Genomic DNA, 18,275 nt, shown 5'->3' with positions numbered 1-18,275 from the left:
TGGAATGGCAAAAAGATTTTTGGAAGTTTTTCCAGGCTTACATATCACAGATGAATTACGGGAGCTTTTAAATCTGGTAGAAGTGGAGAAAGTCACTTTAGGCAGGGATAGAGGCTCTATTCGTATTTACCTGCTGAGCCAAAGACTGATACATAAACAAAATATTTACGCTCTGGAAAAGGGAATCAAGGACCAGCTCTTTCCCTCCAAGCGGCTTACTATAAAGATCATAGAGCGATTCCGTTTGTCAGGCCAGTATACTCCTCAAAAGCTTTTAAAGGCCTACCGGGAGAGCTTATTAACGGAGCTTAAAAATTACAGCATTATTGAGTACAACATGTTCCGCAAAGCGGAATACCGGTTCCCGGAACCGGATCTTCTTAAAATGACGGTAGAGGATACCATTGTTACCCATGAAAAGGCCGGTGACTTAAAGCGGATCCTGGAGAAGATTTTTCATGAACGATGCGGTATGCCGGTGGAGGTCCAGTACGAATATGTGGCTCCAAAGGAGAACGAGCTGGCAAAGCAAAAGGAGCTGCAGATGCAGCGGGAGGTGGAGGAGATCGTAAGCCGGACTTCCCTGGCAGTCAGAAAGGGAGGAGACCAGGAGGAGTACGGCGCCGGAAGCAGCGGGGGAAATGCAGGACCTTCCATGCTGGAAGGTGCTTCCTTAGATGCCCTGACTGCAGGATATGTGGCTTCCGTTGCTTCTGACCAGGCTCCGAAAGCCCCTGCCCCTGGGCTGCGCATGGGCGGAAAAAAGGAAGGTTTTAAGGGCGGGGATTCGGATTCCGGGAAAAAGGAATGGAAGGATTATAAAAAGGGGGGCGGTTCCTATGGACGCCGCTCGGATAATCCTGACGTATTATACGGCCGTGATTTTGATGGGGAAACCATTGAAATAGAAAAAATCGACGGTGAAATCGGCGAAGTGGTCATCCGGGGCAAGATCCTAACCGTGGACAGCAGAGAGCTGAGAAGCCAGAAGACCATCATGATCTTTGATGTGACGGATTTTACGGATACGATCACTGTAAAGATGTTTGCCAGAGAAGAGCAGATTGAGGATTTAAAGGCGGCTGTGGTACAGGGAACTTTTATACGCATTAAGGGAGTTACCACCATTGATAAATTCGACGGAGAACTGACCCTTGGGTCAGTGGTGGGAATTAAGAAATCAGAGGACTTTACCGGGAAGCGGGTGGACAACAGCCTTGAGAAACGGGTGGAGCTCCATTGCCATACGAAAATGAGCGATATGGATGGGGTTTCTGAGGTCAAGGACATTGTGAAACGGGCAAAAAAATGGGGGATGCCTGCTATTGCCATAACAGATCACGGCTGTGTCCAGTCATTTCCTGATGCCAATCATGCCCTGGACAAGGGGGATACCTTTAAACTGATTTATGGAGTGGAAGGGTATCTGGTGGATGATTTAAAACAGCTGGTGGAGAATTCCAAAAACCAGGGTTTTTCGGATTCCTATGTGGTGTTTGATATTGAGACAACTGGCTTTAGTTCTTCCAGGAACCGGATCATTGAGATCGGAGCGGTAAAGGTGAAAAATGGAGTGATAACAGATAAATTCAGCACCTTTGTAAATCCGGATGTACCCATTCCCTTTGAGATCGAGCAGCTTACGGGCATCAATGACAATATGGTCTTGCCTTATCCCAAAATCGATGAAATCCTGCCTCAGTTTCTGGACTTTTGCGAAGATTCTGTCCTGGTAGCCCATAATGCCTCCTTTGACGTAAGCTTTATCGCCTATAATGCGGGGCGGCTTAACCTGCCCTTTCAGCCCACAGTCATTGATACTGTGGCACTTGCAAGGCTTCTTCTTCCAAACCTTAACCGCTTTAAGCTGGATACGGTTGCAAAGGCGCTGAGCATTTCGCTGGAAAACCATCACAGAGCGGTTGATGATGCGGGCTGTACGGCTGAGATATTTGTAAAATTTGTGAAAATGCTCCGGGAACGGGGGGTGGAAACTCTTGATCAGCTGAACGGGTTAAGCGCCATGTCTGCGGATATGATTAAAAAGCTTCCGACCTATCATGTGATCATACTGGCTGCCAACGATGTGGGAAGGGTGAATCTTTACCGCCTGATCTCTTGTTCCCATATTGATTATTATGCCAGAAGGCCCAGGATTCCCAAAAGCGTGCTGAACCAGAACCGGGAAGGGCTGATCGTAGGCTCTGCCTGTGAAGCCGGCGAGCTTTACCAGGCCTTGCTTCGGGGTGTTTCTGATGCAGAGGTTGCAAAGCTGGTGAACTTTTATGATTATCTGGAAATACAGCCTTTGGGAAACAACGCGTTCATGCTCAGGGATGAAAAAAGTACGGTAAAGTCAGAGCAGGATTTGATCGACATCAACAAAAGGATCGTGACCCTTGGAGAGCAGTTTGGAAAACCGGTCTGCGCCACATGTGACGTTCATTTTCTGGATCCTGAGGATGAGGTTTACAGAAGGATCATTATGACAGGCCAGGGCTTTAAGGATTCTGACGATCAGGCGCCTTTGTATTTACGGACCACAGAGGAAATGTTAAAGGAATTTGAATACTTAGGCCCCAATAAGGCAGAAGAAGTGGTAATAAAAAATACAAGAAAAATTGCCGACATGTGTGAAAAGATCTCTCCGGTACGCCCGGATAAGTGTGCGCCTGTCATTGAAAACTCTGACGAGGATTTAAGAAAGATCTGTTATGACAGAGCCCATGCCATCTATGGAGAAAACCTTCCGACGATTGTTACGGAGCGGTTGGAAAGGGAGCTTCATTCCATCATTTCCAACGGGTTTGCGGTTATGTATATCATCGCCCAGAAGCTGGTTTGGAAATCCAATGAAGATGGGTATCTGGTAGGTTCACGAGGATCTGTAGGTTCTTCTTTTGTGGCTTATCTCTCAGGTATTACGGAGGTAAACTCCTTAAGCCCTCATTATTATTGCGCCTCCTGTCATTATTATGATTTTGATTCAGAAGAAGTAAAAAAGTTTTCCGGTATGGCGGGATGTGATATGCCGGATAAGGTTTGTCCGGTGTGCGGACGTCCCCTGGCAAAGGACGGATTTGACATTCCTTTTGAAACCTTCCTGGGCTTTAAGGGAGATAAGGAACCTGATATTGACTTAAACTTCTCCGGTGAGTATCAAAGTAAAGCCCATGACTACACAGAGGTCATTTTCGGCAAGGGCCAGACCTTCCGTGCAGGAACCATTGGTACTCTGGCGGATAAAACAGCTTTTGGTTATGTGAAAAATTATTACGAAGAGCATGGAGTGAGAAAGCGTAATTGTGAAATCGGCAGGATCGTGCAGGGATGTGTGGGGGTCAGAAGGACTACCGGACAGCATCCGGGCGGAATTATCGTGCTTCCTCACGGGGAGGAGATCTATTCCTTTACTCCGGTTCAGCGGCCTGCAAACGATATGACTACCATGACGGTGACCACGCATTTTGACTACCACTCCATTGACCATAACTTGTTAAAGCTTGATATTCTGGGGCACGATGATCCTACCATGATCCGTATGCTTCAGGATCTAATCGGATTTGACCCGGTAAAGGATATTCCCTTGGACAGCAAAGAGGTCATGTCCCTGTTTCAGGACACCTCAGCCTTAGGGATCACGCCTGAGGATATTGGAGGATGTAAGCTTGGAGCGTTGGGCGTTCCGGAGTTTGGTACGGATTTTGCCATGCAGATGTTGATTGATACACAGCCCAAGTATTTTTCTGACTTAGTGCGCATTGCCGGCCTTGCCCACGGTACGGATGTGTGGCTGGGAAATGCCCAGACCCTGATCCAGGAGGGGACGGCGACCATTCAGACGGCGATCTGTACCCGTGACGATATCATGATCTATTTGATATCAATGGGTATTGAAGAAGGCTTATCCTTCTCCATCATGGAGAGCGTCCGAAAGGGAAAGGGGTTAAAAGAGGAGTGGGAGAAGGAAATGATTGCCCACAGAGTTCCTGACTGGTATATCTGGTCCTGTAAGAAGATCAAGTACATGTTCCCTAAGGCCCATGCTGCTGCCTATGTTATGATGGCCTGGCGAATTGCCTATTGCAAGGTGTTTTATCCTCTGGCTTATTATGCCTCCTTTTTCAGTATCAGGGCCAATGGCTTCAGCTATGAGCTGATGTGCCAGGGGCGGGATAAGCTGGAATATTATCTGGCTGACTATAAGAAGCGGATGGATACTCTTTCCAAAAAGGAACAGGACACCTTAAGGGATATGAGGATCGTACAGGAGATGTACGCCAGGGGGTACGACTTTATGCCCGTTGACATTTACCGGGCAAAGGCAAGGCATTTCCAGATCATTGACGGCAAGCTGATGCCATCCTTAAGCAGCATTGACGGACTGGGAGAAAAGGCGGCCGATGCCGTCGTGGATGCGGTAAAGGATGGAGCCTTCCTGTCCAGAGAAGATTTCAGAAACAGAACAAAGGTCAGCAAGACCGTATGTGATCTGATGGGGGATTTAGGCCTTCTTTTTGAGCTGCCGGAATCCAATCAGCTGTCCTTGTTTGACCTGGGCTGATGAGGGAAAATGAGAGCCTCAGATGCCCGGGAGTTTCTCTGACAAGATGGTAACTGAATTTTATGGGAATTTTTCCAGAATTTTAAAATAATAAAAAAATTTTGAAAATAAGGTTGACATACGCTGGGATTTGTATTATACTACCTAACGTAATCGAGGCGTGGCTCAGTTTGGTAGAGCGCTGCGTTCGGGACGCAGAGGTCGCAAGTTCGAATCTTGTCGCCTCGATTCTGCAACAACTATATTTGTTTCATGGCCTATTGGTCAAGCGGTCAAGACGCCGCCCTCTCACGGCGGAAACCCGAGTTCGATTCTCGGATAGGTCATAATAAAAACCTTCAGGGCAGCCTGGGGGTTTTTGCGTTAAGCAGATCATTTTTAAAATATGGGCAAGAGGATATCCAATTTTTTATCAGATGGAGAAAAAGAGATGCTTGCCTTTTACGGAAAAACCGTTGCTTTTACATATAGGGAAACAACATTGCCACTTATAAATTATGTACGGGATTTATGAGTATTGCGAGGTGAAAATGGATCATATTTCGCTGGATGAGATAAAAGATAAACTGGATTTCTTTTATAAAATGTATGATGTGGTACGCCTGGTGGATCCGGTCCACAAAAGGGTGCTGGACTACCGGCAGTCATCCCTGGCTGTCACACAGGATGTATGCTATCATTATTGGGGGAACAACAGGATTTGCGATAACTGTATTTCTGTAAGAGCTTATCAGGAAAACAGAAGCTTTGTGAAGATGGAAAGAAGCGGGGATGAAGTTCTTCTTGTGACGTCAATTCCCATTGAAAATGCCGCCAGCCCGGCAGTGTTGGAGCTGTTAAAAAATGCCACGGATACAATGTTTATCGGAACCGGTGATTATAATGAAGGAGAAATCTTTTCCCGCTTTATCAAGGAGCTTAATGATGCGGCTGTGAGAGATCCTCTCACCTCTATTTATAACAGGCGCTTTGTGGATGAGCGTCTTCCTGTTGACATTATTGATGCTTCCCTCAAGCATGCACCGCTGTCTGTATGTTTTATTGACCTTGATAATTTCAAATCCATTAATGACCTTTATGGGCATGATGCGGGAGATTCGGCCATTAAGGCGGCCGGTGAAGTCATTTCCCGGAATATTTGCCTTGAGGGCGTGTGGGCCGCAAGGTATGGGGGAGATGAATTCCTTCTTTGCCTGAGTGGAACTGATGAAGGGCAGGCCAGGGAGGTTGTGGAGCGTATAAAAAGAGATATTGAAATAACGCCCATGGGAGAGATCCCTCTCTCCATTTCTTATGGAATAGAAACCATGAAGGATGTTCCCGTGACTGCAGAGGAACTGATTCACAGGGCAGATGAAAAAATGTACAAGGCTAAAAAGGAAAAAAGTTCGGATGCATGATGGGAAGGCTGATTTATAATGCTGCTTCATGATCCCTTGCTGATATAAGGATCACATATGTGATATACGAACTTTGAGACCGGTAAAAGAACGATCTGGAAAAAAGAGGAAAGAGCAGGAGATAAAAGAGCTGGTTATAAAGAATTTGGAATGGGCATCCTACATAAGGCTTGGAATGTGTCAATTCAGCAGTCAAAACATTCTAAAAACGAAAGAAATCCTGTTGATTTATTCATGTGATTGGAATTATACTTTATATAATAAAAAATTTAAATAACGGAGGTAAAAACATGTTCAATCCTATGATTGCTGCATTGAAAGAGCAGAAGAGAAAAATCGTATTTACAGAAGGCACTGACCCCAGAATCTTAGAAGCAGCAAGCCGCCTTTACAAAGAAGGCATCCTCACCCCCATTCTTCTGGGGAACCCTGATGAAATCGAAGCAGCTTCCAAGGAATGTGGCTGGTCCATTCATGGTATCGAGAAAATAGATCCCCTTAGCTATGGGGAAATTGAAGAAATGGTAACCAAAATGGTAGAGCTGAGAAAAGGAAAGATGGATGAAGCGGCCTGCCGCGCTGCGCTTGCAAAATCCAATTACTTTGGCACCATGCTGGTTAAAATAGGGAAAGCGGACTGCCTGCTGGGCGGAGCCACCTATTCCACTGCTGATACAGTAAGGCCTGCCTTGCAGCTGATCAAAACCAAGCCTGGCAGCAAAATTGTTTCCAGCTGTTTCATTCTCTATCGTGAGGCAGAAGAGGGAAATGAAATGTATGCCATGGGTGACTGTGCCATTAATGTTAACCCTGATGAAAACGAGCTGGTTGAAATTGTATTGGAAACGGCCAGAACAGCAAGGACCTTTTCCATTGATCCGAAGGTTGCACTGCTGTCTTACAGCACTCTCGGTTCCGGCAAAGGGGAATCTGTTGATAAGGTGCACAATGCAGCTGAGAAATTAAAGGCAATGGATCTGGACTTCCCTGTGGATGGAGAACTGCAATTTGACGCAGCATTCTCTCCTGTAGTGGCTAAGACAAAAGCTCCTGGTTCTTTAGTAGCAGGACATGCCAATACGTTTGTTTTCCCTAACATTGATGCAGGCAACATTGGGTATAAGATTGCACAGAGATTGGGGGGCTTTGAGGCATTTGGTCCTATTTTGCAGGGGCTGAACGCTCCTATCAATGACCTTTCAAGAGGCTGTAATGCAGATGAAGTCTATAAGATGTCGATTATAACGGCTTCTCTGATATAAAACTTAAAATTTCCGGGATTGAGTAGAAAGAATACAAATTTGCTGATTTGTGTTCTTTCTTTTTTATGCCGATAATATGGAAGATTTTGGAACCAGCTGAGCTGGATTTTACCGAGAATTGAGATCAAAAGGACTAGATTTAATAGCTTAATATAAATAAGAAAAAACCCCGCAAACACGAGGTTTTACATAAGCTCCCGGGGGGACTCGAACCCCCGACCCACGCATTACGAATGCGTTGCGCTACCAACTGCGCTACGGAAGCAATCCGGTTTTTCAATATAACATTTGAACCTTTGATAGTATACCAGCAAAGGCATAAAAAATCAACCCTTTCATGAAAAAAAACTTAAATTACGTAATGATTGCCAAACCTTCCATAAAAAGCTATAATTAGTGAAAGGTTCTAATAGAGAAAGCTTATTTCTAAGGGGTTAATTTTCTATGCAAAAGATGGAAGACGTAAAAATTAAAAAAGGAGGAATGTTGGTTCCTGTGTTCCTTTGTTTGATTTTTGTTACATGCTGTTTTACGTTTTTAACATATATGGTAAAAAAAAATGAGCAAAAGGATGTTGCATATTTTTACAGTGCGGCAAAACAGAATCAGGTGACCCTTAAGAATCAAATGGAGGGGGATTTTCATGCTCTTAAAGGCCTGGCTGTATGCCTTGAAGCCTTGGATCCGGATAATAAGGAACAGATGGACCGGATCATAAATGAGATTAACGATGGAAGCCGGTTTATGAAGGTGGGCTTTGCAGACGGCTCTGGTTGGATGGAATCGGACCATTATGATGATTATTATAAAGTTCCTGTAAGGAACAGAGAGGATCAGCCTGTAGGTCTTCTTTATGCCACAAATTCCGGAGACATGGTGCGCAGCATGATTGATGCCGCTATTCTGGCTGGAGAAGGCTTTTCGGAAATTCTTGACCAGCATGGAAGAGTGATCGCAGGAAGCGCCGGAGTAAGGGAGCAGGAGAAGGTTCAGGAAGCAATAAAAAAGGGAAGTCAGATCCCTTTTACCATGGTCTCTCAGGACAACCGGCGTCAAACGGCTGTTTTGATTCCTCTGGGAATCAATGACTGGTATGTATTAAGCGTTTTTCCTCAATACAGCATGAGGACCAGGCACATAGAGGCGGGAATCGGAACGTTGATTTTGCTGTCCTCGGTACTGTTCCTTTATTTTTTCTGCCGTCAGTGCAGAATCATCAATCAAAATCAGGAGGCCCTTCTGGAACTGGCCTATAGGGACAGCCTGACCGGGTGCAGAAATTTTTCTTCCTTTAAAAGAGAAGCGGAGCGGGCAATTCAGGAAGATGATATTTCTTCTTATGCAGTGTGGTATTGCGATATAAAGAAATTTAAATTTATCAATGATATTTTAGGATATGAGGAAGGGGATAGAATCCTCACTTCCATTGCCAATCTGTTTCGGGATTATGGGGAAGAGGAATCGCTATTTTGCAGAGTATCAGCCGATAATTTTGCAGGACTTCATAAATACAAATCCAGGGAGGATATGCGCAGCTGGTTTAATAAGCTGGTTGAGTTTTTTCAAAGCAGGGAGCTGCCTTCCAGTAAAAGAATTACCATGGAGCTGTGCATGGGCGTTTATTGTCTGGAAGAAGAAGATCGGGAATTGTCCGTTGAACGGATCGTAAACCGGGCGAATATTGCTCAGAAGCATGTAAAAAGCCAGCCAGGAAATCAGTTCGGCTTTTATAATAAGGAAATACGCAATAAAGTGGTATATGAATCCGAGTTGGAATCCGAGATTGACAGGGCAATCAGGAACCAGGAATTTAAGGCATTTATCCAGCCCAAGGTATCCATTCAGAAGGGAAACCGGATTGTAGGGGGAGAAGTTTTGGTGAGATGGGAGAACCCACGTAAAGGCACCATACCGCCAGGGATGTTCATACCTCTTATGGAGCGTGACGGAAAGATCGTGAAGCTTGACAGATATATGTTTGAAGTCGCCTGTCAATGGCTTTGCAACTATTTAAAGTCCGGCAGGGAACCGGTGAACCTGGCTGTCAATGTTTCCAAGATCGGAATGCTGCGGGAAGATTTTGTGGATTTTTACGGGAGAGTGAAAGAAAAATACCAGATACCTGACGGCCTTCTGGAACTGGAGTTTACGGAAACGGTCATGCTGAATGATGACACTGTTTTCAGCGGTTTAGTGAGCCGGCTGCATAAAAAGGGGTTTGTATGTTCTTTGGATGATTTCGGTTCAGGATACTCTTCCCTGAATCTGTTAAAGAATCTTCCCATTGACGTACTAAAGCTGGATATTATGTTTTTCAGGAAAAGCACGGATATAAAACGGGAAAGGATCGTCATATCCAATATCATAAACATGGCAAAGGAACTTCAGATAAGAACCATCGCAGAAGGGGTGGAGTACGTAGAAACCGTGGATTTTTTAACATCAGCTGGCTGCGATGTGATCCAGGGATATGTGTTCGCCAAGCCAATGCCGGTTGAAGCCTTTGATGAGATGCTATTAATGAAAAAAGGAGAAGCCCTGATACCCCAGGATGTCAGGGCATAGGTGACAGTAATGGAAAAATGGGAAAAGATCCGAAAGCACATTTATGTCAGCGGTCGGGTTCAGGGAGTGGGATTCCGCTTCCGTGCCCAGCAGCTTGCCAGGGGCTTTGGCCTAACGGGCTGGGTAAAGAACTTAGATGACGGCCGGGTGGAAATGGAACTGCAGGGAACAGAGGTGGAAATGGACCGCCTGTTTGAACGTTTGAGGCAGGATCGTTACATCAGAATTGACGGTTTCCAGACAGAACGGATATCTCCGGTAGAAGAAAATGGATTCCAGGTCAGGTATTAAGCGCATATATTGAAACTGAGACTCCCAGAGCTATATACTGGGAGTTTTTGCTTTATTAAAGAGCTTTATTTCTTCACGATAGAATGTTAACGCTATGATTGCAGCTACTCCGTCAGCAATCGGACCGGCATATAATATCCCATCAATTCCTAACCATAGTGGGAGCAGTAAGACAAGCGGCAGAAAGAGAAATACTTGTCTGCTTAAAGACATCACTGTACCCCGCATTGCCCGTCCGATGGAGGAAAAGAAGCTGGATGTTAAAATTTGTATTCCGTTTATGAATGAAAAAAAGAGGAAGATTCTAAAATAACGAATGCCAAATTGATAGTACAATTCATTGCCTTGTCCGAATATCCGAATAATCTGTCCGGGAAACAGTTGAAAGCACAGAAATGCCGTAGTACCAATCGCAACGATGATTGTTGCAGCGCATTTATATGCTTCTTTTACGCGCTTATAATTTCCTGTTCCATAATTAAATCCCATAATTGGCTGGCAGCTTTGTGAGATGCCGAACATAACAGAGGTAAAAATAGAGCTTACTTTTGATACGATACCAACACAAGCCAGAGGAATATCTCTGCCATAAACAGAAAATTCTCCATAATGTCCAAGAGAGTTGTTTAAAACAACCTGGACAACCGTTACGGCTAACTGGTTCATGCATGCTGCCATGCCCAGGGAAGCAATATCTTTAACTGTAGATAATCGAAGTATAAAATGAGCCTTTGTCAGTTTCAGTGAACGGAATTTTCTGAAATAGAAAAGTATGATAGCAGAAGAAACTATTTGTCCGGTGATTGTTGCAAGAGCGGCGCCCTGAATTCCCATATCAAAAGTAAAGATAAACAGCGGATCTAAAACCGTATTTAAGATAGCACCGAATAAAATGCTGAACATGGCATATCGGGGGCTGCCGTCAGCTCTGATCTGTTGGCTTAAAGCGGAACTGACGACAGCGAAAGGAATACCTATTGCTGTAATGCCTGTGTATTGCTTTGAATAAGTTAAAACGTCACCTCTCGCACCGAAAACAATCATAAGCGGGTGCAGGAATATCAGTACAATAACGGCAAGAAATACTCCCGAAATAACTGCCAGAATGATGCTGTTGCCAATATAACGGCCGGCTTTTTCTTTATCATTCTGCCCTAGTTTAAGGCTGAACTGTGATGCGCCTCCAATTCCAATCATCATGGATAAAGCTGTCATTATGATAACAAGCGGAAAGGCGACATTTGTTGCGGCATTTCCCAGCGGTCCGATGCTTTGGCCTATGAAAATCTGGTCTACAATATTGTATAAAGAGTTTACAAGTCCGCTGATTGTTGCAGGTATTGCGAATTTTCGAATCAGCTTCCATATGCTGTCGCTTTCTAAAGGGTTCTTTTGTATGCTGCATGATATGTCACTCATCTTGCGGGTCCTCCTCTGATGTCAATAATACTGCGCGTAAATTGTCCTGTAATCTTTCCAAACTGCATTTCAGATAAGATAATTCCTGCTCAGAAAAATTTTTTTCAAGAGACTGATGAAGTCTGGTCTGCAGATGTCTTATATGCTTAATCACTTCGTCCGCTTTTTCTGTTGCATATATTTTTTTTGAACGATGATCAGATGTATCAGATTCGATACGTATATATCCTTCTTCATATAGACGCTTTAATCCTTTTGAGATTGTGCTTTTCTCAGCATAAAAAGTGTCCGTCAGGGTTTGTGAGTGAATGCCTGGATTGGTATAAATATATTCCAACAAAAATTGCTGTGCCCAGCCTATTTTATATTTTTGAAGGCCTCTGTCATAATAAATTCTTATTCCCTTATTTATGCCGGGAATATATTGATCGATATTTTTCATTTTTTTTCCTCCTGAAAAGTATTATAATGCAAAATAGTTTCCATAGCAACTATTTTTTGAAATAGGAAATTTATGCCCGATCCGAAAAATTATTTATGTATTATATATTGAGAGTTTGGCTCATAAAAGGAGTGGCCGGCAAGATCGGGTGGAATCCTGCCGGCTGTATGAAAAAAAGGTTTTATTTAAAAATGTCTTACAAGGCAGAATCTGGGATTCTCGTTCTCTGGACCATACCCGATTCGTAATTGGGAGGAGCATAAAAAGATGAGATTTTAAGCGGCTCATTGCCAATATTAATGATGTTATGCCATGTACCTGCGGGTACGAATACTGCATAATTTGTAAATGCCAGATATTGTCCGTACATTGAGAACTTATCTGCCCCCAGCTGAACCAGGCCTAAACCTTCCTCTATTCGTAAGATCTGGTCGTGATCAGGGTGGACTTCCATTCCAATGATCTCACCCACAGGAATGTTCATCAGAATCACCTGTAAATAAGTTCCTGTCCATAAAGCCGAGCGGAAATTATCGTTTTGCTGTGCCGCTTTGTTAAGATCAATAACAAAGGGGTTCGGTCCATAATCTGATGGAAAGGTTGGCATATTACCAGCATCAGGATTTGAGTTTTCGGAAATAAACATGCGGTTAGTCACCATTTATACATTTTATTCTAATATATGTGTCATAAAAAACACTGTTATAAAAAATCGGGAATTTCAGAAAAAAGGAGATGTAGAATTGAATTTCCTGCTGCAGGAAGTGCAAAAGGTATTTATTAGGCTGGCTAATGCTGCAGATTGTGACCAAGACAAAGGATAGCTGGCAGTTTTTTGCAATATGGTAATATAAAGCAGGAATATAATACGCCCAATAGCCGGATAAAAGTTTAGACTGTGCCATGAACATGACATACTGTTGTCTTAATTCATGTGATATGCTTGTTTCAAATGATAAACAGGAGGTAAATGGGATGAATGAAGAAATGATTGCTAGAGCCGGAGAAATGATTGCTAAAAAGACCGGTGGAGGAAATGAGGGGTATTGCGTATTGGCATTGATAGACAAAGATGGATATCCAACTGCCTCCACCATATCCGCATCAAAGGCAGACGGTATCAACTGGATTACATTCTGCACCGGGCTTGAAAGCAATAAGTCTGATCGCATTAGAAAATGCAACTTGGCAAGTGTTTGTTTTAATGCAATAGACCACAATATCACACTGGTGGGTACAATAGAGATATTAACGGACCCGGATGTAAAGAAAGAGATGTGGTACGAGGGTCTTGAAGATAATTTCACCGGACCGGAAGACCCAGACTACTGCGTTTTGCGTTTTAAGACAAGTCGCTACAATCTGTTTGTTGATTGGAAAGAGGCAAAAGGTTCTTTATAAATGAGTGTATAACCAACTATCAATATACGGTAGTTGGTTTTTTATTGCCGGAAGAGGCCCAGCCGGAGCGTGTTCCCGAAATATTCAATGTGAGACAGGACCGTGTCGGCGTTTAAGCATGGGAGTTTGTGTCTGGACCCGGGGCTGGGGAGATTTGTCGGTGAAAAGAAAGTGGAGCCCTAAAACGGAATATATAAAGAGCCCGACTATATTTAGTCGGACCCTACCAAAGATTACATGAATGTGGCTAAACATTCATCTAAATTATAACACATAAAAATGTATATTTCAATCATTATGATGAATTTTTATTCATATTTTTTAAATTAAAGAAGGAAAGCAGCGGAAATAGATGAAGACATTTTGATTAAATATTCCGAAACACTGGCTTAACCGGAGCTCATGGGACAGCAGCGTTCACTGGATTTCCAGCAGCAGAATCAAAGAGGGGGCCGGGCCTGGGAAAAACAAAAAAACCTGGCATTTACAAGGAATTCTTGCATTTACCAGGGTAAAATAAAAAGCAGATAACGGGAATCGAACCCGCCTCCTCAGCTTGGGAAGCTGATGTTCTTTGAAACTGGTTTTATCATGGTCTATCATGCTTTATCTCATAGAAAACTGGTGGTTTTCTTTTTATCATGTTTTATCAGTATTTATAGAAAGTGGTGTCAAAGTGGTGTCAAAAGGGAATAAATATTCCTTATGTCACGAGGACTGAAATTAAGTTTTTCGTGGAATGCTAGTGACCCTAACACCAGATCAGGACGGGGTCTTGAGGCAGTCAGGTGTAACAGTTTGGTGGCTGATTCGTCCGGTTTATACTTTTCTCATATTTTATCCGGGTAAAAGACCTCCTAGAGATAGAGTATCTTTTACTTATACCAATGAATGGTAGCCATAACTAATATGTATTTTACTAATCAGAACAAATGTTCTATACTAATTAGACAAAGCAATCTACAATTTTTTGGAACGTTTTCCCATTAGACGTGTGATATAATAAAGAAAAATGTCGATGGGGGGATGATTATGAATTTGCATCGCGTTAGTGAACTGTTGATTAAAAATGATTTGACTCAGGCGCTATATTTTGTAAGGAAAAAGAAAGAGGGATATATTTCTTATTCACCGGAAGTTGATCCTACTATATTCGGAACGTTGCGTGAATACATAAGAAGTTATATTGAAGATTTTCAAGAATATGAGCAGGTAGAATTTAATCCAACGGGGTATAGGGATGGAACAATCGAGACTTGCAATATTGACTATGTTGGGAATTTCGAAGAAGTTATAGGAAGTCTTGATATTGGTAACGTGGAAGACGCAGAAGAAGAAGCAGACAATTTTTCCTTTTATTGCTTGAGTCTTGAAGATAATGAGGGTAATAGCATCAAATTGTTTAGACGCGTTACAAAGTTTAAGCGCCTTTACTCTAAAGGACTGATAGCTGCATTCCATGGAAATATGCTGAATCGAATCGATAGTAAAATGTTGGGGCTCGATGGGCAAATAGATATTATCGTATTTGAAGATGAGATTGCAATTTTAAGTCATGTGGCTTTGGAAAGAATATTTCGTTTAAATGAGCAATTTGTTAATAAAGCGCAAACTGCAATTGACCGCATTCGTTGTGCCGATAAAATTATAAATATGGATCTATTTGAAGAAGATTGTATGAATGACATGAGAATCCAAAAGGTTTTGACAAAAATGCTTAAGGAGGAAAATGACTTGGAAAATTGTTTTGACAATTTTAGTAACGTTGTTGAAACTATAGAGTTGTTTGAGTTACAAGTAGAAATACAAGCAGTTCCAAGAGAAGGCATAATTTATGAACACAAAGGGCAATTAATGGATATAATAAGATTAGCTAGAGATTCTTATTATATGAGCTTAATAAAAGAAAAACCAGGAATTGATAATAAAATTTAGGGAGTGATGCAAAATAAAACGATTGACAGTAAAAATGTCTATGTTTATTTCTTCTTATTTCCCATTGTATATTATGCTTCTTATCTTGCATTTTGGTAAATTGAAAACGGTTTTCGACGTATTAACAATAAAGAAAGTCGCTTTTTTAATATGCATGGGCATAGGTATTTTAGTATCTCTGTTAAGTACTTTGATAATTCTAAGAGGTACTGGAACAAAGCAATTAATAATTACTGAGTTGGAGCGACCAGATGATACAATTATAAGCTATATGATGACTTATATTATTCCTATTCTATCAATAGATTTTCAAGATTACGGAGTTATTGCTGTTAATTTTATAATGTTTTTGTTGATAGGATATCTGTATATCAGGCTTAACCTTTTATATCTTAATCCGTTGTGGTCTATCGCGGGGTTCTTGGCTTATAGGGTTAATTCAGAAGTTGTGGTAATCACAAATATTAAGTATGCTGAATTAAAAAGGATTAATAAGTTAAAGGGTTATTATGTAGCGAATGACATTTTCATTGCACGAAAGGAAAGTAATAAAGATTGAGGCACCCACCCGGTGTCTCTTTTCTTTTACTGCTATCAGTGATATGATAAAAGAAAAGCAAAGGAGATAGCTAATGTCAATTATGATGCTTGCAGGCGTAGCGGTTGCCATTATAGTAGTAACGGCTATTATTATAGCTATAACAAGAAGATAGATTATCTCAGAGGCGGGCTACCCCGTCTATTTTCCTTGGGTGAATTATAGTAAAATGCTGAAGAGCACGCTGATTGCAGAACCTGGAAAGTTTTACTTCTGGATAGAGATAATAAAATGGTTGTGGAGCCGTTAACACTTACACCAGATCAGGAATAGGTGATGCAATATCCTTGCTTGAAATATGCTAATTATAAAAGAGGTTGAGTATGATAAGATTAGAAGAATACATAGCCAAAAGAAAAATGGAAGATCATCTAAATGAATTTGATATGGAGCTAAAGGTAAGCAACATTAAAAAGTCAATTGAATACATATTTGAATATTTCAGCAATTATCTTCCCTTGGAAGGTGCTGAAGATCACTCGGCAGAAGAAAATGAACGAATAAATAAATATGAGAAAGCTCTTAGAGAGTATTCTCCCGAACTTAGTAGATGGTTTGTGACAATATATGACGAAACAGGTCATCAAGTAAGTAAAACCATACAAAAATACTGTGATAATACATCTGGTTTTCTTCTTACATTTGAAGATAGTGAATTTCGCACAATATCCTATAATTGCTATGCTGAGTTGATAAAGAAACGTCCTTGTTTAAGAGATGAAACAGAGAGGTTATACCAGTTTATAAAAGAATATCATGCTGTAGTTACAAAAAGAGAATATGAGTACTTTGGCTTTCCTCAAATTTCCGAAAAGATTACCACATGGCTTAATGATACATATATCAAGTATAATGTAAATTTAGCCGTTGCTATTAAGAAGTATTTGACGGAAGAATTTTATAACAATGTAGATATGTTGCCTTCTGGTAGCAAAAACAAATCAGATCACCCATATAGAGGCCATATCTATAAATATAACTATAAAAATAGAACAAATTTATTTAATATAAATGGATATTATAGTAGATTTGGAAACAAACCATTTTTGAATGGTAAAAAGAAGTCTATTGAAATTTTAATGATGTTTACATGGCTTGGGGATGTTAGTGGTGAGGATTCTGATTTCTTTCAAAAGTATTTAGCAGAATTCAAAGAATATTGATAATTGTCAATCCTAAGTTTTAGATCATTGGTGTATCAGGTATCATGGTGTCTAAAAAAGTGTTTAAAATAAGACTTTTCGCTTGAATTCCCCTCCCCATCTGGCATTATATTTATAAGCATATAAAATATTGACAAGCACTCCAGGACGCAACTTGGAGGATATAACAATGCGTAGGAATAGGATAGTCCAGTTTTGGATTGCCTGTTCCTACGCTTTTTGTTTGTAAAAATCTGATAATTGAGCAAGGAGGTAAGTGCTTTAATTATTAATCCCGTGGAAAATGCAAATTATCAAAGGAAAGATTAGGTGTCATTTTTACTTTGTGGATTTGAGCTGATCATACCATACTTTACGTTCTATTTCTCTTTCAGTTATACTAAGGATGGCTTTTATATAATCCTGAAATAATTGATATAATTCGGCTGGTAGTAAATCTATGGTTTTGCCATCCGATAAGCGGATTATTTGGCTAGAGTGCTCTTCTACTAATAGTGTCTTCTGCAGCACCTCGACAAAAGATGGACAAGATGGATTACTTTTTATGTTTTTAAAACGTGTGATATCAGGACATAATTTAATATCTAAGTCATAGCCACAATGGTGTAGAATGGCCTTGATTCCATTTTTTAATAGAGTATCTATATCTTTTTGCGGAGGTGTTTCGAAGTGCTCAAATTTAGTCTTGCAATCTGTTTCACATAATAAATATCTATAATCAATATCATCAAAATCATCATAACCAATGGCCACAAAGCCATTTTCAACATCATCGGCATATTCTTCCTTATCTTCTGCAGAAAGTTCACGGTAAGGCATTTCTATTAACTGCGTTTTAGTTGGAGATGTTTTGTTTAAATAATCTGCAATAGATATTGCCATATCTTTGGTCAGACGCCTTTTTCCATTGATAACATAACTTATATGTTGCGGTGTATAGTTTAATTCTTCGGCAAGTTCATTGCTTTTTATATTACGGTCCCTCATGCATTCTTTAATTCTTTCGCCCTGAATTCTACGAATATATGAGTTTTGATCATTATTGTCCATTATTTATCCTCCTAGGCTCTTAACTTTATATGGCGTACATTTAGTTGATGGCTAAAAGTTAACATTTATGTTACTATAATACTATAAATAGTGACTGATATCAATCATTATTTAAACAAAGTTAAACAGAAAGAGAGGAAAACAAGATGAGACTAAGGGCAATGAATACAGTATCAGGAGAAAGC

13 protein-coding genes and 3 tRNA genes are annotated in these 18,275 nt (G+C 41.2%); 11 read left to right on the top strand and 5 right to left on the bottom strand.

Going from position 1 to position 18,275, the window contains the following annotated elements:
- Window positions 1–4 precede the first annotated feature (4 nt).
- The 5 genes from K401_RS0125815 to pta all read left to right on the top strand — a co-directional run bounded on the left by K401_RS0125815 (window position 5) and on the right by pta (window position 7,226).
- Window positions 5–4,564, top strand: coding sequence for a PolC-type DNA polymerase III (locus K401_RS0125815; protein ID WP_024295656.1), 4,560 nt, complete (start codon window positions 5–7; stop codon window positions 4,562–4,564).
- A 154-nt stretch (window positions 4,565–4,718) separates the two neighbouring features.
- Window positions 4,719–4,792: transfer RNA gene (locus K401_RS0125810), tRNA-Pro, on the top strand.
- Between the two features lie 26 nt (window positions 4,793–4,818).
- Window positions 4,819–4,890, top strand: a tRNA-Glu gene (locus K401_RS0125805).
- Between the two features lie 204 nt (window positions 4,891–5,094).
- Complete coding sequence (locus K401_RS0125795) at window positions 5,095–5,964, top strand: GGDEF domain-containing protein (RefSeq protein ID WP_024295655.1); 870 nt, start codon at window positions 5,095–5,097, stop codon at window positions 5,962–5,964.
- A 290-nt stretch (window positions 5,965–6,254) separates the two neighbouring features.
- Window positions 6,255–7,226: a phosphate acetyltransferase gene (pta, locus tag K401_RS0125790; RefSeq protein ID WP_024295654.1), complete on the top strand. Its 972-nt coding sequence runs from the start codon at window positions 6,255–6,257 to the stop codon at window positions 7,224–7,226.
- Window positions 7,227–7,418: 192 nt separating this feature from the next.
- On the opposite strand, the gene K401_RS0125785 is transcribed toward pta, so the two are convergent.
- A tRNA-Thr gene (locus tag K401_RS0125785) sits at window positions 7,419–7,491 on the bottom strand.
- Window positions 7,492–7,670: 179 nt separating this feature from the next.
- Here K401_RS0125785 and K401_RS0125780 point away from each other — a divergent pair.
- Window positions 7,671–9,791, top strand: a complete 2,121-nt coding sequence (locus tag K401_RS0125780; protein ID WP_024295653.1) for a GGDEF and EAL domain-containing protein — start codon at window positions 7,671–7,673, stop codon at window positions 9,789–9,791.
- A 9-nt stretch (window positions 9,792–9,800) separates the two neighbouring features.
- On the top strand, window positions 9,801–10,082 hold the full coding sequence (locus tag K401_RS0125775) for an acylphosphatase (protein ID WP_024295652.1): 282 nt from the start codon (window positions 9,801–9,803) through the stop codon (window positions 10,080–10,082).
- A gap of 30 nt (window positions 10,083–10,112) precedes the next feature.
- Here the strand turns inward: K401_RS0125775 and K401_RS0125770 are convergent, their stop codons facing one another.
- The 3 genes from K401_RS0125770 to K401_RS0125760 form a co-directional block, all read right to left on the bottom strand.
- Window positions 10,113–11,501 carry an MATE family efflux transporter gene (locus K401_RS0125770; RefSeq protein WP_024295651.1) on the bottom strand — a complete coding sequence of 463 codons (1,389 nt, stop codon included), beginning with the start codon at window positions 11,499–11,501 and terminating at the stop codon, window positions 10,113–10,115.
- The gene (locus K401_RS0125765) at window positions 11,494–11,943 is read right to left on the bottom strand and encodes a MarR family winged helix-turn-helix transcriptional regulator (RefSeq protein WP_024295650.1); all 450 of its coding nucleotides are present in this window, start codon (window positions 11,941–11,943) and stop codon (window positions 11,494–11,496) included. The genes K401_RS0125770 and K401_RS0125765 overlap by 8 nt, the downstream gene beginning before the upstream one ends.
- A gap of 196 nt (window positions 11,944–12,139) precedes the next feature.
- Complete coding sequence (locus tag K401_RS0125760; RefSeq protein WP_024295649.1) at window positions 12,140–12,589, bottom strand: cupin domain-containing protein; 450 nt, start codon at window positions 12,587–12,589, stop codon at window positions 12,140–12,142.
- A 329-nt stretch (window positions 12,590–12,918) separates the two neighbouring features.
- Here K401_RS0125760 and K401_RS0125750 point away from each other — a divergent pair, with 329 nt between their 5' ends.
- From K401_RS0125750 to K401_RS0125725, 4 genes are all read left to right on the top strand, one after another.
- The gene (locus tag K401_RS0125750) at window positions 12,919–13,344 is read left to right on the top strand and encodes a pyridoxamine 5'-phosphate oxidase family protein (RefSeq protein ID WP_024295647.1); all 426 of its coding nucleotides are present in this window, start codon (window positions 12,919–12,921) and stop codon (window positions 13,342–13,344) included.
- 1,032 nt (window positions 13,345–14,376) lie between these two features.
- Window positions 14,377–15,279, top strand: a complete 903-nt coding sequence (locus K401_RS0125740; protein ID WP_024295645.1) for a Kiwa anti-phage protein KwaB-like domain-containing protein — start codon at window positions 14,377–14,379, stop codon at window positions 15,277–15,279.
- 34 nt (window positions 15,280–15,313) lie between these two features.
- Window positions 15,314–15,838: a KwaA family protein gene (locus K401_RS34415; RefSeq protein ID WP_024295644.1), complete on the top strand. Its 525-nt coding sequence runs from the start codon at window positions 15,314–15,316 to the stop codon at window positions 15,836–15,838.
- A 362-nt stretch (window positions 15,839–16,200) separates the two neighbouring features.
- On the top strand, window positions 16,201–17,040 hold the full coding sequence (locus tag K401_RS0125725; protein ID WP_024295643.1) for a hypothetical protein: 840 nt from the start codon (window positions 16,201–16,203) through the stop codon (window positions 17,038–17,040).
- Between the two features lie 318 nt (window positions 17,041–17,358).
- Here K401_RS0125725 and K401_RS0125720 read toward each other — a convergent pair whose 3' ends face one another.
- The gene (locus K401_RS0125720; RefSeq protein ID WP_024295642.1) at window positions 17,359–18,090 is read right to left on the bottom strand and encodes a helix-turn-helix transcriptional regulator; all 732 of its coding nucleotides are present in this window, start codon (window positions 18,088–18,090) and stop codon (window positions 17,359–17,361) included.
- Window positions 18,091–18,275 lie beyond the last annotated feature (185 nt).

It is taken from the genome of Lacrimispora indolis DSM 755 (assembly GCF_000526995.1).
GTDB lineage: Bacteria > Bacillota > Clostridia > Lachnospirales > Lachnospiraceae > Lacrimispora > Lacrimispora indolis.
Note: the sequence above shows the minus strand (reverse complement) of the source record. Positions and strands in the feature narration are given on the sequence as shown.

What these genes read in the sequence shown, in the direction of transcription:
- K401_RS0125720 (WP_024295642.1), bottom strand. Translation starts at nt 18,090, where the DNA reads ATGGACAATAATGATCAAAACTCATATATTCGTAGAATTCAGGGCGAA.
- K401_RS0125775 (WP_024295652.1), top strand. Translation starts at nt 9,801, where the DNA reads ATGGAAAAATGGGAAAAGATCCGAAAGCACATTTATGTCAGCGGTCGG.
- K401_RS34415 (WP_024295644.1), top strand. Translation starts at nt 15,314, where the DNA reads ATGTCTATGTTTATTTCTTCTTATTTCCCATTGTATATTATGCTTCTT.
- K401_RS0125760 (WP_024295649.1), bottom strand. Translation starts at nt 12,589, where the DNA reads ATGTTTATTTCCGAAAACTCAAATCCTGATGCTGGTAATATGCCAACC.
- K401_RS0125740 (WP_024295645.1), top strand. Translation starts at nt 14,377, where the DNA reads ATGAATTTGCATCGCGTTAGTGAACTGTTGATTAAAAATGATTTGACT.
- K401_RS0125770 (WP_024295651.1), bottom strand. Translation starts at nt 11,501, where the DNA reads ATGAGTGACATATCATGCAGCATACAAAAGAACCCTTTAGAAAGCGAC.
- K401_RS0125765 (WP_024295650.1), bottom strand. Translation starts at nt 11,943, where the DNA reads ATGAAAAATATCGATCAATATATTCCCGGCATAAATAAGGGAATAAGA.
- K401_RS0125780 (WP_024295653.1), top strand. Translation starts at nt 7,671, where the DNA reads ATGCAAAAGATGGAAGACGTAAAAATTAAAAAAGGAGGAATGTTGGTT.
- K401_RS0125795 (WP_024295655.1), top strand. Translation starts at nt 5,095, where the DNA reads ATGGATCATATTTCGCTGGATGAGATAAAAGATAAACTGGATTTCTTT.
- pta (WP_024295654.1), top strand. Translation starts at nt 6,255, where the DNA reads ATGTTCAATCCTATGATTGCTGCATTGAAAGAGCAGAAGAGAAAAATC.
- K401_RS0125815 (WP_024295656.1), top strand. Translation starts at nt 5, where the DNA reads ATGGCAAAAAGATTTTTGGAAGTTTTTCCAGGCTTACATATCACAGAT.
- K401_RS0125750 (WP_024295647.1), top strand. Translation starts at nt 12,919, where the DNA reads ATGAATGAAGAAATGATTGCTAGAGCCGGAGAAATGATTGCTAAAAAG.
- K401_RS0125725 (WP_024295643.1), top strand. Translation starts at nt 16,201, where the DNA reads ATGATAAGATTAGAAGAATACATAGCCAAAAGAAAAATGGAAGATCAT.